This is a genomic window from Stenotrophomonas sp. YJH_SMC_21, from assembly GCF_059369555.1.
The window spans coordinates 101,422-124,056 of the sequence record NZ_JCAFSU010000010.1 but is presented as its reverse complement, the minus strand read 5'-3'; the positions used below and the strand labels follow the sequence as shown (position 1 = coordinate 124,056).

The following is a 22,635-nucleotide window of genomic DNA, read 5'->3' as shown; positions in this document are numbered from 1 at the left end:
ATGAGCACGCATCCGACTCCCGAAGAAATACCCATGCAGGACGGCGACGGCCACGACCTGGCTATCCGCGTGCGTGGGCTGGTCAACCGCTTCGGCAGCCAGACCGTGCATGAAGACCTGGACCTGGACGTGCGCCGTGGCGAGATCCTGGGCGTGGTGGGTGGCTCGGGCACCGGCAAGTCGGTGCTGATGCGCTCGATCCTGGGCCTGCGCACGCCCGACGCCGGCCAGATCGAAGTGCTGGGCCGCGATGCGCGTGCCGACGACGCCGAGAGCCGCCTGCACATCGAACGCAATACCGGCGTGCTGTTCCAGGACGGCGCTCTGTTCTCTTCACTGACCGTGGGCGAGAACGTGCAGGTGCCCTTGAAGGAACACCACCGCGAATTGCCCGAGCGCTGGCACTACGAGCTGGCGCTGCTGAAGGTGAAGCTGGCCGGCCTGCCCGCCGATGCGATCAACAAGCTGCCATCGCAGTTGTCCGGTGGCATGCGCAAGCGCGCCGGCCTGGCCCGCGCGCTGGCGCTGGACCCGCCGCTGCTGTTCCTGGATGAACCGACCGCAGGCCTCGACCCGATCGGTGCGGCCGCGTTCGACCGCCTGATCAAGACCCTGCAGGAGGCGCTGGGGCTGACCGTGTTCCTGATCACCCACGACCTGGACACGCTGTACGCCATCTGCGACCGGGTGGCGGTGATCGCCGACCGCAAAGTGGTGGCCAACGCGCCACTGCCGGACATCGAGAAACTGGATCATCCGTGGATCCAGGAATACTTCCACGGACCGCGTGCGCGTGCCGCGCGCGGCGAACAGATCGAGAGTGCCTGAGCCATGGAAACCAAAGCCAACTACGTGCTGATCGGCGCGTTCACCCTGATCACCGGCCTGGCCCTGCTGGCCTTCGGCCTGTGGGCGGCCAAGTACTCCTCCGACCGCACCTGGCAGGAATACCGCGTGGTGTTCCGCGAGGCGGTGACCGGCCTGTCGGTGGGCAGCCCGGTGCAGTACAACGGCATCGCGGTCGGTTCGATCATCGAACTGAACCTGGTGCCGGACGACCCGCGCCAGGTGGTCGCACGCATCCGCCTGAACTCGACCACCCCGGTCAAGACCGATACCCGTGCCAAGCTGGCGATCACCAGCCTGACCGGCCCGTCGATCATCCAGCTCAGCGGCGGCACGCCGCAGTCGCCGGCGCTGACCACGGTCAACAAGGACCCGGCGCCGATCATCCCGACCACGCCGTCGGCGCTGCAGAACATCACCGACGTCGCCAACCGCATCGTCGAGCGCATGGATCAGATCCTCAGCGATCGCAACGTAGCTTCAATCAACGCGACGCTGGCCAACCTGGAGACGATCAGCGGCGGCTTGGCCGACCGTGACCAGGGTACCCAGGCGCTGCTGCTCAGCGCGCGCGACGCCGCCCGCAGCCTGGACACCACGCTGAAGACCACCAACGGCACCATCGAGCGCCTGGACAGGAACCTGGTGCAGCAGCTGCCGGGCATCATCGACAAGCTGGACGGCACCCTGGCCAAGCTCGACTCGGCCGCCGGCAACGCCGATTCGATCCTTGGCGAGAACCGCGCCGCGATCAACAGCTTCGCCAATGATGGCCTCGGCCAGCTGGGCCCGACGCTGACCGAACTGCGCGGCCTGATCCGCGACCTGCGCCGGGTCAGCGACCGCCTCGAGAACAATCCCGCGCGCTACCTGCTGGGCCGCGACGCACCGAAGGAGTTCGAACCCAAATGAGCCCGATGCCCCTTCCGCGCCTGCTGCTGGCCGCTTCGCTGGTCACCCTGCTGGGCGGCTGCTCCATCCTTGGCAGCAGCGAGAAAACCGCAGTGACGCTGTACTCGCCCGCCGTGCAGGTGAAGGCCGATCCGGCGTGGCCGCAGGCCAGCTGGCAGCTGGTACTGGCCAAGCCCAGCGCCGCACGCATGGTCGACAGCCCGCGCATCAACGTGCGGCCGACCCCGTCGCAGCTGGAGATCTACAAGGGCGCCAGCTGGGCCCAGCCGGCCACCGACATGATCGAGGACACCTTGCTGCGCGGCTTTGAGGATTCCGGACGCATCCACGGCGTCGCCCGCAGCACCGCCGGCATCCGCGCCGACTACAAGCTGTCCACCGACGTGCGCCGCTTCGAGTCGGACTACCAGGGCCAGGCCACGCCGACCGTGGTGATCGAGGTCAACGCCAAGCTGATCCACGTCGCCGATCAGCGCGTGGTCGCCGACCGTACCTTCCGTCAGGCACAGCCGGTCGGCAGTACCGACGTGCCGGCCGTCACCGCCGCCTTCGAACGTGGCCTGCAGCAGCTGGCGCAGGACGTGGTGGGCTGGACGCTGGTGAGCGGGCAGGCCGACCAGCCGACCGTCACGCGCTGATCGATCAGCGTGGCGCAATCCAGCGGAACGTCAGGTTGATCCGCTCGCCCTGCACGCGCGCCATCTTCGGCAGCGCGTGCTGGTAGAAGCGCTGGGTCTGCCCGGCCATCACCAGCAGGTCGCCATGGCCGAGCAGATACTCCGCCTTGCGCGCCGTATCGTCTCGCCGGCGCAGCAGGAAGCGCCGTGCCGCGCCCAGGCTCAGCGAGGCGATCACCGGCGCCGGGCCCAGTTCGGGCTCGTCGTCGCTGTGCCAGCCCATGTAATCGTCACCGCCGCGATAGCGGTTCAGCAGTACGCTGTTGAAGCGGCCGAAGCCATCGTCCTGCAGGCGCTCGCGCATGCCCTGCAGGGACGGCGGCCACGGGTGCGGCACGAATTCTGCCCCCGAGTAGCGATAGCGCGCCTGCGGATCACCTATCCAGCAGCTCAACCGTGGCGAATCCACCCAGCTGCCGAACATGCGGATGCGATGCACCTCCCACGGCACGCCGGCTTGCAGATCGCGCTGCAAGGCATCGGCCTCGGCGGGAGACAGCCAGGCCGGGAGGTGGCGGACGTCGGCATCGGGAAGGTCGTGGGGGAACAGCATGGGCGCCCCAAGGGAAAGGGGGGGCGACCGAAGGCCGCCCCGGAACGTCAGCGGCGCGCGAATGCCACGCCCGTTTTTTCCTTCAGTTCGTCATCGCTGACACCCGGCGCCGCTTCTACCAGCACCAGACCAGCATCGGTGACGTCGAACACGGCCAGGTCGGTGATGATGCGATCAACCACGCCGACGCCGGTCAGCGGCAGCGTGCATTCGGCCAGGATCTTGTGCTCGCCGTTCTTGGCGGTGTGCTCCATCAGCACCACCACGCGCTGCACCCCGGCCACCAGGTCCATCGCGCCGCCCATGCCCTTGACCATCTTGCCGGGCACCATCCAGTTGGCCAGGTCGCCCTTGTCGGTGACCTGCATGGCACCGAGGATGGCCAGGTTGACGTGGCCACCGCGGATCATCGCGAAGCTGTCGTGGCTGCCGAAATAGCTGGCACCGGCGCGTGCGGTCACGGTCTGCTTGCCGGCATTGATCAGGTCGGCGTCCACTTCCGCGTCGGTCGGGAACGGGCCGATACCGAGCAGGCCGTTCTCCGACTGCAGCCACACGTCCACGCCTTCAGGGATGTGGTTGGCGACCAGGGTCGGCAGGCCGATGCCCAGGTTCACGTACGCACCATCGGTCAGTTCGCGGGCGGCGCGTGCCCCCATCTCGTCACGGGTCCACGCCATGTCAGTTGCCCTCCGCGCGGATGGTGCGCTGTTCAATGCGTTTTTCAGGATGCGCGTTGTGCACGATGCGGTGCACGTAGATGCCCGGCAGGTGCACCTGGTCCGGATCGATGGCGCCAACCGGCACGATCTCCTCGACCTCGGCGATGCAGACCTTGCCGGCCATCGCACAGGCCGGGTTGAAATTCCGAGCGGTCTTGCGGAACACGAGGTTGCCGGCCTCGTCGGCCTTCCACGCCTTGACCAGTGCCACGTCGGCGCGCAGCGCGGTTTCCATCACGTAGTGTTTGCCGTCGAACTCGCGGGTTTCCTTGCCTTCGGCCACCACCGTGCCGTAGCCGGTGGCGGTGAAGAACGCAGGAATGCCTGCACCACCAGCACGCAGTCGTTCGGCAAGGGTGCCCTGCGGATTGAATTCGAGCTCCAGTTCGCCGGCCAGGAACTGCCGCTCGAACTCCTTGTTCTCGCCCACGTAGGACGAAATCATCTTCTTGATCTGCCGGGTTTCCAGCAGTTGGCCCAGGCCGAAACCATCAACGCCGGCATTGTTGGAGATCACGGTCAGGCCCTTGGCACCACTGTCGCGCAGCGCGGCGATCAATGCCTCGGGAATGCCACACAGGCCGAAGCCGCCCACGGCCAGCGTCTGGCCATCGGCGACCACGCCCTCCAGCGCCTGCGCTGCGGTGGCGAAGCGCTTGCCGCGCTTGTCGGTCGAAGTCACGTGTTCCATTTCTACAGCCCCACACGGGAAGAATGAGCGCATTCTAGCGCTACGACCGCATACGGCTGGGATGCGCCGCAGCATGACGCCACGGCGCGTTGCGCCTCAGCGCGTGCCCGGGATCTTCGCGGTGGCGCGATGTTCCAGCGCCAGCAACACCGCAAACCCCAGCAGCAGTGTCACCGGCATGCGGACACGGTCGACACTGGTGCGCAGGTGCCAGTCCAGGTCATGCGGCGTTCCCAGGTAGACCAGGAACAGCACCGCTGCGTACGCCAGCGCCGCCAGCACGGCGGCCGATGCCGCCGGAACCCGCAGCACCGGACGCCAGAGCACCGCCAGCACCAGCAGCGGCACCAGCACCCACACATCCAGCAGCAGGCGCCCGACGATCGGCTTGGCACCGCCCTCGCTGCCAAGCCGCGCCAACAGCTGCGCCTTCATGTCGCTTCCCGCCAGGTCATTGGCAACCCCTGCCTGCCCGACGGCCAGCTTCCATGCCAGCAGTGGCAGCAGGGCCACAACCACGGCCAGGAGGATGCGCCAGCCCAGGCGACGCTCACGCAGCACGCCTTCGCCCAGCACCACGGCCGTCAACAGAGCCGCAAGCACCGCACCCTCGTTCTTCAACATCGACAGCACGGCCACCAGCAGGGTGAATGCGACCAGCTCACGACCACCACCATGCTCCCCGGACATGCGGTGACGCATCGCTGTCGCCACGGCAGCGACGGCGTAGACCGCCACCAGCGGATCCATGTAGCCGTTGATCAGCATGTCGCGCCCCAGGCGCAGCAGCAGCACTGCGAACAGCACCCCGCACCAGCGCCATCGGAAACTCGGGACGATCAGCAGCAGCGCCGGCAGCAGCAGCAGCGGTGCCACCGCCTTGGGCAGCAGTTCGTTCCAGTGCCCGGCCAAAGCTGCTGCACAGGCCATCAACAACGGAACCAGCGCGGGATAGTCGTTGTGGCTCCACGGCGCGTAATCATCCAGCTGGGCGTACAACGTGCCCTCCAGGTAGATCCGCTTGGCATGGAAGAGCCAGATCGAACGCGGGTCCCAGCCATCGCTGGGGCTTCCCAGTGCGATCAGCACCAGCACCAGAACGGCCAAGACCAGAGGTGCGGTACGCAGGTCACGCACGGCTGGCAGGGCGAGCAGCGCGCTGAGCACGACCGCGCCGAATGCCACCTGCACCGGCCAGCCCGCCAGGCCTACGGCGGCCAGGCCATAGCAGACAAGAATGGAGACCAGCATGGCCAGCGCCGCACGGCGCCCTGGTTCAGCGGCAGTCGGCAAGAACGACATCTCCGCTCCTCCCCTGGACCTGGCACTGGTCAACCAGCGGATCACCGGCCCTCAGCAGGCGCTGTGGGGTATCGGTATCGCTGAACCGGACCGGATACAGCGCCTCCCACATGCGTTGCTGGATCAAGGGATCGTCCTTCAGCCCCTGCCCGAGCGAAAGCAGCGAAGGCGCGATCGGCTGCGCGCGCACCAGATCACGTGCATCCACCACCTCACGTGGTACGGATGCGTCGAATCCCGCGTCCTCAGCGAAGGCCTGGCGCAGCAGCGACGTCTGATAGTCCGATCGCTTGGCGACCGATACGAGGGAAGCGCCCAACAGCAGCACCAGGATCCCGGCAATCGCCAGATCCCGCCGCGTAGTGCGCAGGGGGGAAGAGGTGGGGGTCATGTCATCCATGAAACGTTTCAAGGAACCAACGGAAAAACCAATGCGCCAGCAGCACCCAGGCTATTGGCAACGGTAGTCGGACGGCATCCGGCTGTCGCGGAAAGGATCAGTGAGCGCATCGGTGTACTGCCCCATCAGCAGGCGGTGGGTCGGCAGCAGGTTCTGCCGGTAGAAGCGGCCGAACGATGCGAGGCGCTCGCCGCGCGCGGTCAACCGCACACAACCATCATGGATCTGCACGGTTCCGGACTGCAGCTGCTCGGTCAGGCGCACTTCCACCAGGTGATGCTCGCGGACGTACTCTTCAGTGAACACCTGGCGGAACGCGTCTTCGCGTATCCCACCGCCACGCTGTTGCAGTTTCTCCAGGATGTAGAAGGACAGCGAGCGGTCGATGACGGTCGGGACCGAGATCGCGAACACGTAGCCTCCCAGCAACCAGATGGCGGCCAGCTGGATCAGCTCGAGGCGGCTGAAATCCCTGAACCACTTCAATGCATACAGGCCCGCAAACACCACCACCACTGCGATCACCGCGTCGAGGATGCTGGCATACAGCACCACGTTCACGCGGAACTGGCGCATGTGGACGTAGTAGACCAGCAGCAGGGCGGCAATGAATGCAAGGGTTGCCAGCGCGGCACGCAGATATTTGTTCATTTGAACACCAGGAACTTGTTGGCGACGAAGCTGACGGCCATCTGCATTCCGGTCGCCAGCACGAACCCTGCGCGGTAGTCCAGGCCCCATCGATCGGCCCAGACGTACATCACCAGCGCATGCAGGACGGCGATCGCGGCGTAGATCAGCAGGAACAGCGAGCCCTGCCGCGCCAGGCTGCCCTGCCTGCCATGGAAAACGAAGTAGCGGCTGCCGAGGAACGACACAGTGATGCCGAAGACCGCTGCAATCGCATTGGCCATCGCGGCCAGCGGGATGTGCAGCACCTCGATGTTGAAGTGCAGCACTCCATAGTGCACTGCGGTGGCGACCAGGCCATTGATCACGTAGCGGACGGCCTGTCCGCCCAGCGCATCCTTAGCCACTGCGCCGGCCGGCATGCAGGACCTCGTCGATGAATTCGCGATAGCTGCCCACGCTCATGACGCCACCGCCGCGCATCATCCCCGACAACATCAGGATGATCAGCGTCAGTGCCGCGGTCTGCAGGAACACCAGCACCAGGATGCCGAATGCCAGCGAGAACCAGCCCTGCGATGCAAAGCCCAGCATCTTCAGCCCGGTGGCAACGATCCCGCCGATGATCGACAGTGCCGCCACCATGGTACAGGCGATGCCCACGCGTACCAGTACATCCTCGGCAAACACCATCAGTGCACGGAATCCGTGCAGGGCCAGGCCGACGAAGTTCATCTTGCTGCGGCCGGCATAGCGCGGACCACGATCCAGCGCACAGGTCTGCACGCGCAGCTTCGAGCCCAGTACGCAGGCTGCAACGTGGATCCACAGCTCCTGCATCGATGCCAACCGGCGCACCGCCGGCATCTTCGCCGCCATGAAGTTGCCGAAGCTGATCTGGCGTCCGCTGAGCAGCGAGAACAGCAGCTTGTAGACGATGTAGAACGACTTGAACTTCAGCGATTCGACCCGGCTGCGACGGCTGGCCACCACCACGTCGACATCGGCCGAATCCAGGCCCGCCACCAGCTCGGTGATGCTCTCCGGCGTATCCTCGCCATCGGAATCCATCACCACGACAATATCATTGCCATCGAAGTGCTCGGCCACATAGCCCAGGCCGATGGCGATCGCACGCTGATGCCCGACATTGCGACGCAGGCGGATCACCACGCCCTCCAGCCCCGAAGCCTCAATGGCGCTGATCGGCAATGGCTGCCGCACCGAGCCGTCGTCCACGGCCACCACATAGGTGTCCGGACCCTGGGTGCGGGCGAGCTCTACGAACAACTTCGAGGAGGCTTCCAGGTCCTCGTAGACCGGCATCACCACGATCTTTCGCATCGTCGCCACCTCAGGCCTGCAAGCGATGGCGGAAGTAGGCGATGGTCTCCTTCAGGCCGTCCTCCAGGCCGATCTTGGGCTCCCAGCCCAGATCTGCTTTGGCCAGGCTGATATCCGGCTGGCGTTGGCGTGGATCATCCGAGGGCAGCGGGCGGAACTCGATCTTCGACGCGCCGCCGACCAGACGGAGCACGGTCTCGGCCAGTTCCAGCATGGTGTACTCGGACGGATTGCCGATATTGATCGGACCAGTGAGGTCAGCCGGCGAGTCCATCAGCCGCAACATGCCCTCGATCAGGTCATCGACATAGCAGAAGCTGCGCGTCTGGCTGCCATCACCATAGATCGTGATCGGCTCGCCCTTCAGCGCCTGCACGATGAAGTTGCTGACCACCCGGCCGTCATTGGGATGCATGCGCGGGCCATACGTGTTGAAGATGCGCATGACCTTGATCTCCAGCTGATGCTGGCGCCAGTAGTCGAAGAACAGCGTTTCGGCGCAACGCTTGCCCTCGTCATAGCAGCTGCGGATGCCGATCGGGTTGACCCGGCCCCAGTAGCCTTCCACCTGCGGGTGGATTTCCGGATCGCCGTACACCTCGCTGGTGCTGGCCTGCAGGATGCGCGCGCGCAGGCGCTTGGCCAGGCCGAGCATGTTGATTGCCCCATGCACGCTGGTCTTGGTGGTCTGCACCGGGTCCTGCTGGTAGTGGATCGGTGACGCCGGGCAGGCCAGGTTGAAGATCCGGTCCACTTCCACATAGAGCGGGAACGTCACGTCATGGCGCATGAGCTCGAACCGTGGGTGGCCCAGCAGCCCATCCACGTTCGCCTTGCTGCCGGTGTAGAAGTTGTCCACGCAGAGGACGTCATGGCCGCCCGCGATGAGCCGATCGCACAGATGCGACCCAAGGAAGCCCGCGCCACCGGTCACCAGCACGCGTTTCTGATCGTGAGTGAATTTCAAAGCAAACCTCGATCCTTCTGGAACAGCAGGCCAATCGGCGATGGCCACGCGGGCCATGTCCTCGGTCGTCAGCGCGCAATTGTATGCGAACTGCCCGCTGGCCATGGCCCATCGACGGGGAATCGGCCTGCCCCCTCCCAAGTCAACGCTGCTGGCCGGGCGCCCCTGGCTCACCGGCCGTTTGCAGACCCTCCCGCTATAATCAGGCTTCTCTATCCGGATGGACTGCTTCGATGCCCCTGCCCGCTTTCAAGGCCTACGATATCCGCGGCCGTGTGCCGGAAGAACTGAACGAGGACCTGGCCCGTCGCATCGGCGTCGCCCTGGCCGCACAGCTCGCTCCAGGCCCGGTGGTCCTCGGCCATGATGTGCGCCTTACCAGTCCGGCACTGCAGGATGCGCTGGCCGCAGGCCTGCGTGGGACCGGCCGTGAGGTGATCGACATCGGCCTGTGCGGCACCGAAGAGGTCTACTTCCAGACCGATCACCTCGGCGCGGCCGGCGGCGTGATGGTGACCGCCAGCCACAACCCGATGGACTACAACGGCATGAAGCTGGTGAAGGAGAACGCGCGGCCGATCAGTTCGGATACCGGCCTGTTCGCGATTTCCGACGCGGTCGCCGCCGATACCTCCGAGGCCCAGCCGCCGCGTGCCGGGCAGACCGCCCAGCATGACAAGCACGCCTACATCCAGCATCTGCTGAGCTACGTCGATGCCAGCAAACTGAAGCCGCTGAAGCTGGTGGTGAATGCGGGCAATGGCGGCGCCGGCGCAATCGTCGACCTGCTGGCACCGCACCTGCCGTTCGAGTTCATCCGCATCTGCCACGAGCCGGACGGCAGCTTCCCCAACGGCATTCCCAACCCGCTGCTGCCGGAGAACCGCGCCGCCACCGCCGACGCGGTGCGCGAACACGGTGCCGACTTCGGCATCGCCTGGGACGGTGACTTCGACCGTTGCTTCTTCTTCGACCACAGCGGCCGCTTCATCGAGGGCTACTACCTGGTCGGCCTGCTGGCCAAGGCGATCCTGGCGCGCCATCCCGGCGGCAGGATCGTGCATGACCCGCGCCTGGTCTGGAACACGGTGGACATGGTCGAGCAGGCCGGCGGTGTCGCGGTGCAGTGCAAGAGCGGGCATGCGTTCATCAAGGAAAAGATGCGGGCCGAGGATGCCGTGTATGGCGGCGAGATGAGCGCCCATCACTACTTCCGCGAATTCGCCTACGCCGACTCCGGGATGATTCCGTGGCTGCTGATCGCCCAGCTGGTCTCCGAAAGTGGCCGTTCGCTGGCCGACTGGGTGGAAGACCGGATGGCCGCCTATCCGTGCAGCGGCGAGATCAACTTCAAGGTGGACGATGCCAAGGCCGCAGTGGCGCGCGTGATGGAGCACTTCGCGGCGCAATCGCCCAGGCTGGACCACACCGATGGCATCAGTGCCGACTTCGGCGACTGGCGCTTCAACCTGCGCAGCTCCAACACCGAACCGCTGCTGCGCTTGAACGTCGAAGCGCGCGGTGACGCTGCGTTGATGCAGGCGCGCACCGACGAAATTTCCCGTCTGATCCAGCAGTAACCGAGGCCCGCATGAGCAGCATCCAGCCCGTCATCCTGTCCGGCGGATCCGGTACCCGCCTGTGGCCGCTTTCGCGCGAGGCCTACCCGAAGCAGTTCCTGCCACTGGCCGGCGAGCTGACGATGCTGCAGGCCACTTGGCAACGCGTCGCTCCACTGGCGGCGCGTGGCCCGCTGGTGATTGCCAACGAGGAACACCGCTTCGTTGCCGCCGAACAGCTGCAGCAGGTCGGCACCGAACCGGCCGCGATCATCCTTGAACCGGTGGGCCGCAATACCGCACCGGCCATCGCCGTGGCTGCGCTGGAAGCCACCCGGGACGGCGCCGACGCGCTGCTGCTGGTGCTGCCCTCCGATCATGTGATCACCGACGAGGTGGCCTTCCGCAACGCGGTGCAGGCCGCCGCCAGTGCCGCTGAAGCCGGCAAGCTGGTCACGTTCGGCATCGTGCCGACCGGCCCGGAAACCGGCTACGGCTATATCAAGACTGCCAACGGCCAGGGCCTGCGTGCCGTCGAACGCTTCGTCGAAAAGCCCGACCTGGAGACCGCCACCGGCTACGTCAGCAGCGGCCAGTACTACTGGAACAGCGGCATGTTCCTATTCAAGGCGTCGCGTTACCTGCAGGAGCTGGAGCGCTTCCAGCCGGAAATGCTGGCCCGCAGCCGCCAGGCCTGGCAGCAGGCGCGCCGCGATGCCGACTTCACCCGCCTGGACAGGGATGCCTTCACGGCGGTGCCGTCGGACTCGATCGACTACGCGGTGATGGAGAAGACTGCCGATGCAGTCGTGATCCCGCTGGATGCCGGTTGGAACGACGTCGGTTCGTGGACCGCGCTGCGCGATGTCTCGCAGCAGGACGGCGACGGCAACGCCCATCAGGGCGATGTGATCGCCATCGACTGCCGCAACACCTATGCCTATGCGCAGCGCTTGGTGGCCATGGTCGGCCTCGATGACGTGATCGTGGTCGAGACCGACGATGCGGTGCTGGTCGGCAAGGCCGACCGCATGCAGGAGGTCAAGACGATAGTGGCGAAGCTGAAGGCTGAAGGCCGCAGCGAAGCCACCTGGCACCGCAAAGTGTATCGCCCCTGGGGTGCCTACGATTCGATCGACAACGGCGAGCGTTTCCAGGTCAAGCGGATCACGGTCAAGCCCGGCGGTACGCTCAGCCTGCAGATGCATCACCACCGCGCCGAGCACTGGATCGTGGTCAGCGGCACCGCCGAAGTGACCCGTGGCAGCGAGGTGATCCTGCTCAGCGAGAACCAGAGCACCTACATCCCGCTGGGCGTGACCCACCGCCTGCGCAACCCGGGCAAACTGCCGCTGGAACTGATCGAAGTGCAGTCAGGCAGTTATCTGGGCGAGGATGACATCGTGCGCTTCGAGGATACGTACGGGCGCAACTGACCCAGCGCCCGCTGGAGGCTGCCGGCCGCGGGTCGGGGTGGGTGCCGACCGTTGGTCGGCACGCCGCCTACCGGGTCAGGCCATCTCCGCCATGACCCGTTTCAGGCCGTCCTGCCAGGTCGGCAGCACGATGCCGAAATCCCGCTGCAGCTTGCGGTTGTCCAGCACCGACCAGGCCGGGCGCTTGGCCGGGGTCGGATACTCGGAACTGGGAATCGCCTCGACGGTCGGCACCTTGGTCAACACGCCGGTGGCCAACGCCTCGGCGAAGATCGCTTCGGCGAACCCATGCCAGCTGGTCTGGCCGCTGGCGGTCAGGTGCCACGTACCCGACAACTGCCCCGGGTGCTGCAGCGCCTGCAAGGTGACATCAGCTATCAGCGCGGCCGGCGTCGGCGTACCGATCTGGTCGGCCACCACCCGCAACGCATCGCGCTCGGCCCCGACGCGCAGCATGGTGCGCAGGAAGTTCGCGCCGTGCGAGGCATACACCCACGCCGTACGGAAGATCAGATGCCGTCCTCCCGCGGCACGCACCGCCTCCTCGCCGTCGCGCTTGCTGGTGCCATAGACACCCAGCGGTGCGGTCGGCTCGTCCTCGCGGTAGGGCGCGGTGCCCTGGCCATCGAACACGTAGTCGGTGGAGTAATGCACGAACGGCACGCCATGCGCCGCACACCAGTGCGCGATCACGCCCGGCGCCTGCGCGTTGGCGGCGAAGGCGGCATCAACATCCTGTTCTGCGCGGTCAACGGCGGTGTAAGCGGCCGCATTGACCACCAGCGACGGCTGCACGCGGTCCAGCAAGGCAGGCAGGCTGTCGGGCTGGCAGAAATCGGCGGTTTCGCAGGCGCTACCGTCGGGCAGCTGGCCGCTACGGGTGGTGGCAACCACTGCCCCCAGCGGGGCCAGCGCGTGCAGCAGCTCCTGGCCGACCTGGCCATTGCCACCGAACACCAGCACGGTCATGGCACGTAGACCGGCAGGCGGTCTTCAGCAATGTCCTTCAGGAAGGGGGCGTTCTCGTCCTTGGCCGAGAGCACCGGCGCACTGATCGGCCAGTCCACCGCAATATCAGCATCGTTCCAGCGGATACCTGCATCGGCTTCCTTGACGTATACATCCGTGCATAGATAACTGAACAGCGCGCGCTCGGAGAGTACGGCAAAGCCATGGGCGAAGCCTTCCGGAATCCAGAACTGCTTCTTGTTCTCCGCGCTCAGCACCACCGCTTCCCACTGGCCGAAGGTCGGCGAGCCGCGACGGATGTCGACGGCCACGTCATAGACCTCGCCTTCCAGCACGCTGACCAGCTTGCCCTGCGGGCGCGGCCACTGGTAATGCAGCCCGCGCAGGACACCCTTGGCCGAGGTCGAGACGTTGCTCTGCACGAAGCGATCCGGCAGGCCCAGCGCAGCGAAGCGCTCGGCATTCCAGGTTTCGAAGAAGTAGCCACGGGCATCGCCGAACACCGCCGGCTCGATCACCACGCAGCCAGGCAACTTGGTTTCAATCACTTTCACGGAACAACTCCACGCAGGGCGAGCTTGTGCAGGTACTGGCCGTAGCCATTCTTGATCAGCGGTGCGGCCAGTGCCTCCAGCTGTTCGGCGGTGATCCAGCCCTGGCCAAACGCGATTTCTTCAGGGCAACAGACCTGCAGGCCCTGGCGGGTCTGGATGGTCTCGATGAAGTTGGACGCCTCCAGCAGCGACTGGTGAGTGCCGGTATCCAGCCATGCATAGCCACGGCCGAGGGCCTCCAGGTGCAGATTGCCTTCGTCCAGGTAGCGCTTGTTGAGATCAGTGATCTCCAGTTCGCCACGCGGCGACGGCTTCAGTTCGGCCGCGTAATCGCTGGCCTTGCCGTCGTAGAAGTACAGTCCGGTGACCGCATAGTTGGAGCGTGGCTTTTCCGGTTTCTCCACCAGGTCGATGACCTTGCCGCTCTTGTCGAACTCGGCCACGCCATAGCGTTCCGGATCATTCACCCAATAGCCAAACACGGTGGCACCGTCCACGCGCTCATCGGCACGCTTGAGGACTTCACGCAGGCCATGGCCATGGAAAATGTTGTCACCCAGCACCAGGCAGCTCGGCTTGCCGGCGACGAACTCCTTGCCGATCAGATACGCCTGGGCCAGGCCATCGGGGCTGGGCTGCACGGCGTACTGGATGTCCATGCCCCACTGCGAGCCGTCGCCCAGCAGCTGCTGGAACAGCGCCTGCTCGTGCGGCGTGTTGATGATCAGCACTTCACGGATGCCCGCCAGCATCAGCACGCTGAGCGGGTAGTAGATCATGGGTTTGTCATACACCGGCAGCAGCTGTTTGCTTACGCCCTTGGTAATCGGATACAGCCGGGTGCCGGAGCCGCCGGCGAGGATGATGCCCTTGCGCTGGGTCATGAGGTCTCCTGGGTGTTCAGGCCGCGGTGCCGATGCGCTGCAGACGGTAGCTGCCGTCGAGCACGCCGTTGACCCATTCCTGGTTGTCCAGGTACCAGTCAACGGTGAAGGTGATGCCCTGCTCGAAGGTGTAGGCCGGTTCCCAGCCCAGGTCGTTCTTCAGCTTGGAGGCATCGATCGCGTAACGGCGGTCATGGCCCGGGCGGTCGGTGACGTAGGTGATCTGGCTGCTGCGCGGCTGGCCGTCCGCGCGCGGGCGGCGCTGGTCCAGCAGTGCGCAGATGGCCTGCACCACTTCGATGTTCTGCTTTTCCGAATTGCCGCCGACGTTGTAGGTCTCGCCGACCCGGCCCTTGGCCAGCACGGTGCGGATCGCCTCGCAGTGATCGGACACGAACAGCCAGTCGCGCACCTGCTTGCCGTCGCCGTACACCGGCAGCGGCTCACCGGCCAGCGCCTTGGCGATCACCAGCGGGATCAGCTTCTCGGGGAAGTGGTACGGGCCGTAGTTGTTGGAACAGTTGGTGGTCAGCACCGGCAGCCCGTAGGTGTGGTGGAAGGCACGGACCAGATGGTCCGAAGCGGCCTTCGACGCCGAATATGGGGAATTCGGAGCATACGGCGTGGTTTCGCTGAACTTGCCGGTCTCACCCAGGGTGCCGTACACCTCGTCAGTGGATACGTGCAGGAAGCGGAAGGCCGCGCCCTGCTCGGCCGGCAGCGCCTTCCAGTAGTCACGTACCGCCTCCAGCAGGCCCAGGGTGCCCACCACGTTGGTCTGGATGAAGGCACCCGGCCCGTCGATGGAACGGTCGACGTGGCTCTCGGCCGCGAAGTTCAGCACCGCATCGGGCTGGTGCTCGGCCAGCAGGCGAGTGACCAGTGCGCTGTCGCCGATGTCACCCTGCACGAACACGTGGTTCGGGTTGCCGTCCAGGCTGGACAGGGTCTTCAGGTTGCCGGCATAGGTCAGCACATCGAGGTTGATGACCTTGACGCCGCGCGCGACGGCCTCGAGAACGAAGTTACCGCCAATGAATCCGGCGCCGCCGGTGACAAGCCATGTGGGCACTACCTGTTCTCCTGATCGAAATTCATCCACGGAGCGCCTGCAGGCGCCCCGGCACAGCGGCACAGGATACATGTCGTTCGTCTTCACGACTGCCTGCGTGGCGTGAACGGAGCGCTGGATCGGGCATTTTTTTGCCGCGCCGCAGCAAAACCATACGCATTCGCATGGTCGACCCAAGCCAGCTAGAATCGGGATCCCACCCCCGAACCGGTTGCTTTTGCAGGACCGGACGTTCTCCCCGTTATTGAAGGACCCCGTACCAGATGAAAATCCTCGTCGCATACAAGCGCGTGGTGGACTACAACGTCCGCATTCAGGTCAAGCCGGACGGTTCCGGCGTGGTCACCGACGGCGTCAAGCTGTCGCCCAACCCCTTCGATGAAATCGCCCTGGAAGAAGCCCTGCGCCTGCGCGACAAGGGCATCGCCAGCGAAGTCGTGGTTGCCACCATCGCCCCGGCCGATGCCCAGGCGCATCTGCGCAACGGTCTGGCCATGGGCGCCAACCGCGCCATCCACGTCGTCACCGACCAGGCCATCCAGCCGCTGACCGCGTCGCGCACCCTGCTCAAGCTGATCGAGAAGGAACAGCCGGACCTGGTGATCCTCGGCAAGCAGGCCATTGACGACGACGCCAACCAGACCGGCCAGATGCTGGCCACGCTGTGGGGCCGTCCGCAGGCGACCTTCGCCAGCAAGCTTGAGATCGCCGACGGCAAGGCTACGGTGACCCGTGAAGTCGACGCCGGCCTGGAAACGCTGGAAGTGGACCTGCCGGCGGTGGTCACCACCGACCTGCGCCTGAACGAGCCACGCTTCATCAAGCTGCCGGACATCATGAAGGCCAAGGCCAAGCCGCTGGAGACCCTGCAGCTGGCCGACCTCGGCGTTGAAGCCGCCGATACCTTCAAGACCACCCAGTACGCCGCGCCGTCCAAGCGCAGTAAGGGCGTGATGGTCAAGGACGCGGCCGAACTGGTTGCCGCACTCAAGCAGAAGGGGCTGCTGTAATGAGCAAGATTCTCGTCATCGCCGAACACCACGACGGCAAGCTCAACGCCGCCACCGCCAAGACCGTCAGCGCCGCCGCCGCCATCAGCGGCGCCAGCATCGACGTGGTCGTGCTGGCCGCCGATCCGGCCGCCGTCGCCGCTGAAGCCGCCCACATCGCTGGCGTCGCCAAGGTCCTGACCGTGGCCAATGCCGCCAACGCGCAGGCCATCGCCCAGGTGCTGGCACCGCAGATCGCGCAGCTGGCCAAGGGCTACACCCACGTGTTCGGCCCGTCGACCACCTTCGGCAAGGACCTGATGCCGTGCGTGGCCGCCCTGCTCGGCGTCAACCAGGTCTCCGACCTGATGACCGTCGAAGGCAGCCACACCTTCAAGCGCCCGATCTACGCCGGCAACGCGATCATCACCGTGGAAGCCCCGGCCGACCAGATCGTGGTCGCCACCGTGCGCGCCGCGTCGTGGCCGGAAGCCGCCCAGGGTGGCAGTGCCGCCATTGAAGCGGCCAGCGTCGATGCCGCGCTGCCGACCCATACCCGCTTCATCGGCCTGGCCGCCGGTGCCAGCGACCGCCCGGACCTGCAGAGCGCCAAGCGCGTGGTCTCCGGTGGCCGCGGCGTCGGTTCGGAAGAGAACTTCAAGGTGATCTTCCAGCTGGCCGACAAGCTCGGTGCCGCTGTCGGTGCCTCGCGCGCCGCGGTCGATGCCGGCTACGTGCCCAGTGACCTGCAGGTCGGCCAGACCGGCAAGATCATCGCGCCGGAACTGTATGTGGCCGTCGGCATCAGCGGTGCCATCCAGCACCTGACCGGCATTAAGGACGCCGGCACGATCGTGGCCATCAACAAGGACGGCGATGCGCCGATCTTTGAGATCGCCGATATCGGCCTGGTGGGGGATCTGTTTGCGATCCTGCCGGAGCTGGAAGCCGCGCTGGGCTGACCCGCGCCAATTGTGCTCCGGATCGTCAGGTCCGGAGCGCAATCACCTGGTAGGTACCGCGCGCGGAGATCATCTGGCGATCACCTGCACTCGCGCGCACACCGGTATGGCTGTCGACAATGCACCCCGCTCCCAGACGGGTCTTGGGGTAGATCGTCGCGCGCGTCCCCAGAAAGCAATCGTCGCCGATCGATGCATCGCCATTGAGAGCAGCGTAGGGGGAGAGGATGCTGAACTCCCCGACCTGGGCGCCGTGGCCCACGCTGCAGTGCACGTTGACCGCCACTCCGCGGCCGAGCACGGCATTGCGATTGATCACGCTGAAGGGGCACACCAGTACACCATCCCCAAATTGCGCATTCGGAGAGGTCACGGTACTGGTCGACACGAACGGGGGAACGTACACGCCCCGCTCCCAGAGACGTGACAGGATGAGTCGGCGCCCCTTCACCGAACCAACCGCAACGACGACTGCCTGTCGTTCCACAGGCTGATAGTCGCCGATCGCGCCGAGATGGGTCGACCCGAGCTGGGCGGGAATCGGATTGTCGACACCGTCATCGATGAATCCGGCGATCTTCGGCCCGCCTCCGTGCGCATCTACGCTGAGGTAATCGAAGACTTCCATACCGAAGCCACCGGCCCCGGCAATTACCACCGAATCGATGGCACGATCATTAAGCAATGGCATTCGTCTTCTCCGTTTGGAACGTACAACTTCGATCAGGCGACCGTGATTTCACGCGTGAACACGGTCATCAGATCAAAACCATCCCAGACATTGCTGAAATCAAGCGCGCTTCCCACAGGAACAAAGCGGTCAACACCGGCCAACGGCGCCTGCTGCACGAAGGAACGCAGCTGATCCGATGGCATGCCGAGGTAGGAAACCGTTTGAACCTTGCGGGAAAGCAGTGGACGAAGCGCATCCAGATGCGCAATACGAGACTCGAAGAAGAGCCCCGCGCCGCAGTGTGCATCGGCGTGCAATGCCGGAACCTCAAGCCAAAGGCGCGCAACATCGTTGCCGCTTGCCGCCGGAATGCTGACATCGGCCTCGATGGAAAGCACATCCTGCGCGATTCGCTTGTTTACATAGTCGACGTCGCCAAAGGAAACACCCTTTTCCCGCACCTTCTGTTCCAGTGCGGGCCAGAAGCTGTCCCGTGCCTGATCCACCTGCGCCGGGCTTCCGATCCAGAGAATCAGCCGCGGCGACGAACAGGCCATCTGATCGAACCAGTAGGCATCGTTGAAGAACCCATCGATCCAGCGCGCCTTCTGCTCGGGCGATGCGAAGATCCAGCCGGCCGCGTCGAAGAGACCGAGCGAGAACTTGTTTGCAAATGCAATCTCGGTCGCAGTCGGTGGCAAGGGCACCTGACGGATGGCTGCAACTGTCGCGTCGCCGCCCCAGATAACACGGGTATCGCAGTGAGCGGACAACAATGCAGTGGTGCGGGCGTCAGCCGCGTAGCGCACCATCAGGCTGCGCCTGGCAATCTCGGCATGCTCGGGACGCGCGCTTACCCGCCCGATGGCAGCAACCAGCAGGTCGGTCTGCACCGATGCCTTCGTCGACAACCTGACGATGTTGCGGTTACCACACAGGAGCGAAATGAACCACGAGTAGACAAAGATCGTGTCCACGTTGGAAGGCGCGAAATGCAGAACCGTTCCGCGTGCCACCGACAGATGACCGTCGTGACGGCGATCATGGGCTTCCTTCAATCGCACGATGCTCGAGCGCCGCATCCAGAATGCCAGCGCGCTCAGCTCGGGATAACTCCGTGCCTCCGGCATGCGGAACAGCTCTGCAGACAGAGCATCGACAAATGCCACCGAGGGCTCGGCGAACGCGGGAAGCGGGGGGGCCTCGGCCAGGACGTCCAGGTCCGGGGCCGTCGCAATAAGGGACTCGTAATTACTCATGGGCGTGCATCAAAGGGGGCGGTTGCGGCATCGGCAGCGTGGGTGTCGCTGCAACCACGCAGTTCCGCGCGCGCCACCCGGCCATGCACGCGGAACGTGCGGCCCAGGCGGCCACACGGACAATCGTCCACGCCGGTCCACTCGCCGATGTCCTCGGTCAGCAGGCTATGGCCCGGGTAACTGGTAGGCAGCACCGACAGCACCTGGATAAGACCTGGCACGTTCGCCGGCAGTGGTTCCCACGTGCTCGGCGCACGGATTCTCACATCAGCAAAGGCAGGACAGTGCAGTCGGCCGTGCTCGCACTCGACGAAGATCGAACCAACCTGTTCGACCATACCGTAGAAATTGTGCACAGCACCGATATTGAATCCCCCGGCCAGCGACCGCTTGAACTCTTCATTGCTTACCGCCTCATCCTGCAGTTTCTTCCAGCCACCACTGTGGATGAGTACGGCATCACTGAACCGCGGAACATCACTGCGCCCCTTCAACGCCTGGACAAAGTATTTCCAGACCATGAAGGTGAAGCCGAACAGGAACACGCGCTGGCCGGCATGCCGCTCCAGGAACGCATTCACTGCATCGAGATTGATCGACATATCGTCGTTCAATGCATAGGTATGGTCACGCCCAAAGTTGGACAGGCCAAGAATGCCAGCGCCACGCGCGGAAAAATTGGCGCGATCCTTTACCACACCGGGGTGATCGATGATGAGCATCGGCAGGCGCGCCTTGCCGAGGAACTGCTGCATGATCAGCACCAACGCGCGAGTTTGCGCAGCCGCCGTATCGCGATCAAGGATGATCCTGGAGACCGTCTGCGACGTCGTGCCCGACGAGGTGAGGACCTTGAAGCGCTGATCGGCCGGTGTCGAGCTGAGCTCGAATTCCTTGAACAGGCGTACGGGCAGGAAAGGAATCTGGTCGACGCTTTGTTCCAAGCCGGGCGCATGCCCGTGGGCCTGCAGCACGCGCGCATAGGGCGCGCAGTGCTCGGCATGATGCACGGTCAAGCTGCTCAGCAGCTGCTTGAGCAGGACTTCCTTCTCGGCAGCCCCGATGCCATAGACAGGCAGGTCGAAGTAATCACGTTGCACGGGCTGCCCCTTGGCCTGCCTCGGCCTGTTGAAGGAGATCTGCATACAGAATCTTGCCCGACGAGGACAGCGGAATGGCGTCGACCGGCAGCACCCTCACCGCGATTGGATTCAGCTTGTAGCGCGCTGCGATGTCCTGCCTCAGACGCTCGCAGGCATCATCCTCGGGCCGGACAAGGACCGCGACAACAAGGTCATCGCGTCCGGTCATGACCACATCCCAGCCATCGGCTCGCAGCGTGGACTCCATCTCGTCCAGGCCGAAGCGGTTGCCGAATACCTTGATCATCCGCTTCAAGCGGCCAACCACGTAGTAGTACCCGTCTTCGTCAAAACGCGCCAGGTCACCCGTACTGAGCACACCCTGCTGGATGTCGCCCAACGCCAGATCTCCAGGACCCTCGGCGTACCCCAGCATCACGTTCGCGCCGCGATAGCGCAGCTCACCCACCTCACCGGCCCGCTCGATGGCCTGCCCCTGCTCGTCCACCAATGACAGCATTCCGCCGGGAATGGCAACACCAACCGACCCGATCTTGCTGGCCAGCACGTCATGGGGGACATAGGCAATACGGGCCGTGGCCTCGGTCTGGCCGTACATCACGAAGAAACGCTGGCCGCGCTGCTCGGCCAGGTTGTGGAACCACTCGATGGTCGACTCGGCCAAGCGGCCTCCGGCCTGCGTCATGGTCTGCAGTGAAGGCAGCGACATGCGCTCGAAGCGGAACTGCTTCAGCATCTCGTAATGAGTCGGAACACCGGAGAGGCTCGTCGCCTCGTGCTGCCGGAAGAAATCCCAGAAAGTCCTGGAAACCACGGACTCGGCTGTCAGCAGCAACGTCGCACCCGCCAACAGGTGGCTGTTGACCACCGACAGACCGTAGGAGTAATGCATGGGCAGCGAGGTGATGGCACGCTGCGCGCCATCGATCCCAAGATACTCCTGGATCGACCGGGCGTTGGCCTGCAGGTTTCCTGCAGAGAGACGCACCAGCTTCGACGATCCCGTACTGCCCGATGTCGGCAGCAGAACCGCCAGTTCAGCAGAAACAGCGGCCGCGTGCCTGCCGGTTGCATGCCACTGCCCGTCGGGGTGGCGCACGTGGCTGATGCTGTAATGATCGATGACCTGCTCGCGCAGTGTGTCGTTCAACGAGGCATCCAGCAGCAGAACGGGCTGCCCTGCACGCAGGGCGCCCAGATAGGCCAGCAGGTTGTCCAACGTATTGGCGCATTCAAGGGCGATGACGCCCCAATCCGGATCGACAGCAGCCCACGCAGCGTCCGCGCGCGCGGCCAGTTCGCGGTATGCCAGTGACTCTCCGCCGGGAAGGATCACGGCAATCTGGTCGCCGTGCTGCTCCAGTACGCGGGCGAACATCAGATCAGCATCCCGCCATCGACCCCGATCACCTGGCCGGTCACGTAGGAGGCCAGATCCGATCCGAGGAAGACTGCCACGTTGGCCACTTCTGCCGGTGCACCCACCCGGTCCATGGCGATGGACGCCACGCGTTCCGCATATTTCTCCGAACCGATGGAGCGCGCCATGTCCGTGTCGATGAATCCTGGCGCGATCGCATTGACGCGGATGTTGTTCGGCGCGAGCTCCTTGGAGAGCGACAGGGTGATGCCGACCACGGCCGCTTTGCTGCCACCGTAGACCGCCTGGCCAACGTTGCCATTCACGCCGATGATTGATGCAAGATTGATGATCGAGCCGCCACCGTTGCGTGCCATCAGTCGGCTCGCATACTGGGCACAGTACAGGACGCCATAGGTATTGACCGAGAATACCTGCTGGATCTGCTCGGGCGTGACCATGCCGATAAGGGCATCCTGCAGGACGCCCGCGTTGGAAACGAGCACGTCCAGCCGGCGGTGCTGCTTGAACACGGTCTGGAAGGCATCACGCACGGAAACCGGATCGGTCACGTCGAGCGGAACCGCCTCCAGCCGTGCCTCAGGCATGCTCGTGCGCACGCTGTCGAGCAGCGGCTGCAAGGCGGCGGTGTCCCGGGCGGTCGCCACAACGTGCGCGCCCTGCTGCAGGTAGGCATGAACCGTTGCTTCACCAATGCCGCGGGATGCCCCCGTGATAAGCGCAACCCTTCCTTCCAGCAAACCGGCCATG

The 22,635-nt window shown here is 64.9% G+C and carries 25 protein-coding genes; 7 read left to right on the top strand and 18 right to left on the bottom strand.

The annotated features are described in order from the left end of the window. Genes AC5P67_RS14215 through AC5P67_RS14205 form a run of 3 tightly spaced genes read left to right on the top strand, consistent with a single transcriptional unit; the run spans position 1 to position 2,396 of the window. The gene (locus tag AC5P67_RS14215; protein WP_005408001.1) at positions 1-828 is read left to right on the top strand and encodes an ABC transporter ATP-binding protein; all 828 of its coding nucleotides are present in this window, start codon (positions 1-3) and stop codon (positions 826-828) included. A gap of 3 nt (positions 829-831) precedes the next feature. Then, on the top strand, positions 832-1,758 hold the full coding sequence (locus AC5P67_RS14210; protein WP_005408000.1) for an MlaD family protein: 927 nt from the start codon (positions 832-834) through the stop codon (positions 1,756-1,758). After that, entirely contained in the window at positions 1,755-2,396 is a 642-nt protein-coding gene (locus tag AC5P67_RS14205; protein ID WP_005407999.1) for an ABC-type transport auxiliary lipoprotein family protein, read from the top strand. Before AC5P67_RS14210 ends, AC5P67_RS14205 begins: the two co-directional genes overlap by 4 nt. A gap of 4 nt (positions 2,397-2,400) precedes the next feature. Here the strand turns inward: AC5P67_RS14205 and AC5P67_RS14200 are convergent, their stop codons facing one another. The 9 genes from AC5P67_RS14200 to AC5P67_RS14160 form a co-directional block, all read right to left on the bottom strand. Further along, positions 2,401-2,988, bottom strand: a complete 588-nt coding sequence (locus AC5P67_RS14200; protein ID WP_024957332.1) for an alpha-ketoglutarate-dependent dioxygenase AlkB family protein — start codon at positions 2,986-2,988, stop codon at positions 2,401-2,403. A gap of 47 nt (positions 2,989-3,035) precedes the next feature. Further along, entirely contained in the window at positions 3,036-3,668 is a 633-nt protein-coding gene (locus AC5P67_RS14195) for a CoA transferase subunit B (protein WP_111118435.1), read from the bottom strand. Between the two features lies 1 nt (position 3,669). Continuing rightward, a complete protein-coding gene (locus tag AC5P67_RS14190; RefSeq protein ID WP_099527089.1) occupies positions 3,670-4,401 on the bottom strand; it encodes a CoA transferase subunit A in 732 nt (243 codons plus the stop codon). 96 nt (positions 4,402-4,497) lie between these two features. Beyond that, positions 4,498-5,703: a hypothetical protein gene (locus AC5P67_RS14185; protein ID WP_111118434.1), complete on the bottom strand. Its 1,206-nt coding sequence runs from the start codon at positions 5,701-5,703 to the stop codon at positions 4,498-4,500. Then, positions 5,678-6,103, bottom strand: coding sequence for a hypothetical protein (locus tag AC5P67_RS14180; RefSeq protein WP_495214805.1), 426 nt, complete (start codon positions 6,101-6,103; stop codon positions 5,678-5,680). Before AC5P67_RS14180 ends, AC5P67_RS14185 begins: the two co-directional genes overlap by 26 nt. Before the next feature lie 51 nt (positions 6,104-6,154). Next, positions 6,155-6,754 carry a hypothetical protein gene (locus tag AC5P67_RS14175; protein ID WP_005407993.1) on the bottom strand — a complete coding sequence of 200 codons (600 nt, stop codon included), beginning with the start codon at positions 6,752-6,754 and terminating at the stop codon, positions 6,155-6,157. Next, positions 6,751-7,155 (bottom strand): GtrA family protein, encoded by a 405-nt coding sequence (locus AC5P67_RS14170; protein ID WP_111118433.1) that lies wholly within the window; start codon positions 7,153-7,155, stop codon positions 6,751-6,753. Before AC5P67_RS14170 ends, AC5P67_RS14175 begins: the two co-directional genes overlap by 4 nt. Beyond that, a complete protein-coding gene (locus tag AC5P67_RS14165; RefSeq protein WP_005407991.1) occupies positions 7,133-8,077 on the bottom strand; it encodes a glycosyltransferase in 945 nt (314 codons plus the stop codon). Before AC5P67_RS14165 ends, AC5P67_RS14170 begins: the two co-directional genes overlap by 23 nt. Positions 8,078-8,087: 10 nt before the next feature. Further along, the gene (locus AC5P67_RS14160; protein ID WP_100438855.1) at positions 8,088-9,044 is read right to left on the bottom strand and encodes a UDP-glucuronic acid decarboxylase family protein; all 957 of its coding nucleotides are present in this window, start codon (positions 9,042-9,044) and stop codon (positions 8,088-8,090) included. 233 nt (positions 9,045-9,277) lie between these two features. Between AC5P67_RS14160 and AC5P67_RS14155 the strand changes: the two genes are divergently transcribed. Both AC5P67_RS14155 and AC5P67_RS14150 read left to right on the top strand, forming a co-directional pair. Beyond that, positions 9,278-10,624 carry a phosphohexomutase domain-containing protein gene (locus AC5P67_RS14155; RefSeq protein ID WP_111118432.1) on the top strand — a complete coding sequence of 449 codons (1,347 nt, stop codon included), beginning with the start codon at positions 9,278-9,280 and terminating at the stop codon, positions 10,622-10,624. A gap of 11 nt (positions 10,625-10,635) precedes the next feature. Next, on the top strand, positions 10,636-12,039 hold the full coding sequence (locus AC5P67_RS14150; protein ID WP_111118431.1) for a mannose-1-phosphate guanylyltransferase/mannose-6-phosphate isomerase: 1,404 nt from the start codon (positions 10,636-10,638) through the stop codon (positions 12,037-12,039). Positions 12,040-12,114: 75 nt separating this feature from the next. Here AC5P67_RS14150 and rfbD read toward each other — a convergent pair whose 3' ends face one another. Genes rfbD through rfbB form a run of 4 tightly spaced genes read right to left on the bottom strand, consistent with a single transcriptional unit; the run spans position 12,115 to position 15,518 of the window. After that, entirely contained in the window at positions 12,115-13,008 is an 894-nt protein-coding gene (rfbD, locus tag AC5P67_RS14145; RefSeq protein WP_111118430.1) for a dTDP-4-dehydrorhamnose reductase, read from the bottom strand. Next, on the bottom strand, positions 13,005-13,562 hold the full coding sequence (rfbC, locus tag AC5P67_RS14140; RefSeq protein ID WP_111118429.1) for a dTDP-4-dehydrorhamnose 3,5-epimerase: 558 nt from the start codon (positions 13,560-13,562) through the stop codon (positions 13,005-13,007). Before rfbC ends, rfbD begins: the two co-directional genes overlap by 4 nt. Beyond that, the gene (gene rfbA / locus AC5P67_RS14135) at positions 13,559-14,446 is read right to left on the bottom strand and encodes a glucose-1-phosphate thymidylyltransferase RfbA (protein ID WP_111118428.1); all 888 of its coding nucleotides are present in this window, start codon (positions 14,444-14,446) and stop codon (positions 13,559-13,561) included. The genes rfbC and rfbA overlap by 4 nt, the downstream gene beginning before the upstream one ends. 16 nt (positions 14,447-14,462) lie before the next feature. After that, positions 14,463-15,518, bottom strand: a complete 1,056-nt coding sequence (gene rfbB / locus AC5P67_RS14130) for a dTDP-glucose 4,6-dehydratase (RefSeq protein ID WP_111118427.1) — start codon at positions 15,516-15,518, stop codon at positions 14,463-14,465. Between the two features lie 263 nt (positions 15,519-15,781). On the opposite strand from rfbB, the gene AC5P67_RS14125 reads away from it, so the two are divergent. After that, positions 15,782-16,528, top strand: coding sequence for an electron transfer flavoprotein subunit beta/FixA family protein (locus tag AC5P67_RS14125; RefSeq protein WP_012509979.1), 747 nt, complete (start codon positions 15,782-15,784; stop codon positions 16,526-16,528). Next, positions 16,528-17,469 carry an electron transfer flavoprotein subunit alpha/FixB family protein gene (locus AC5P67_RS14120; protein WP_111118425.1) on the top strand — a complete coding sequence of 314 codons (942 nt, stop codon included), beginning with the start codon at positions 16,528-16,530 and terminating at the stop codon, positions 17,467-17,469. The genes AC5P67_RS14125 and AC5P67_RS14120 overlap by 1 nt, the downstream gene beginning before the upstream one ends. Before the next feature lie 25 nt (positions 17,470-17,494). On the opposite strand, the gene AC5P67_RS14115 is transcribed toward AC5P67_RS14120, so the two are convergent. From AC5P67_RS14115 to AC5P67_RS14095, 5 genes are read right to left on the bottom strand one after another with little or no spacing between them, the layout of a single operon-like run. Next, the gene (locus tag AC5P67_RS14115; protein WP_099527076.1) at positions 17,495-18,160 is read right to left on the bottom strand and encodes a PglD-related sugar-binding protein; all 666 of its coding nucleotides are present in this window, start codon (positions 18,158-18,160) and stop codon (positions 17,495-17,497) included. Between the two features lie 32 nt (positions 18,161-18,192). Continuing rightward, positions 18,193-19,401 (bottom strand): acyl-CoA reductase, encoded by a 1,209-nt coding sequence (locus AC5P67_RS14110; protein ID WP_111118424.1) that lies wholly within the window; start codon positions 19,399-19,401, stop codon positions 18,193-18,195. Continuing rightward, on the bottom strand, positions 19,398-20,546 hold the full coding sequence (locus AC5P67_RS14105) for a LuxE/PaaK family acyltransferase (RefSeq protein ID WP_099527074.1): 1,149 nt from the start codon (positions 20,544-20,546) through the stop codon (positions 19,398-19,400). Before AC5P67_RS14105 ends, AC5P67_RS14110 begins: the two co-directional genes overlap by 4 nt. Further along, positions 20,491-21,882: an AMP-binding protein gene (locus AC5P67_RS14100; RefSeq protein WP_099527073.1), complete on the bottom strand. Its 1,392-nt coding sequence runs from the start codon at positions 21,880-21,882 to the stop codon at positions 20,491-20,493. The genes AC5P67_RS14105 and AC5P67_RS14100 overlap by 56 nt, the downstream gene beginning before the upstream one ends. Continuing rightward, complete coding sequence (locus AC5P67_RS14095) at positions 21,882-22,634, bottom strand: SDR family NAD(P)-dependent oxidoreductase (RefSeq protein ID WP_099527072.1); 753 nt, start codon at positions 22,632-22,634, stop codon at positions 21,882-21,884. Before AC5P67_RS14095 ends, AC5P67_RS14100 begins: the two co-directional genes overlap by 1 nt. Position 22,635 lies beyond the last annotated feature (1 nt).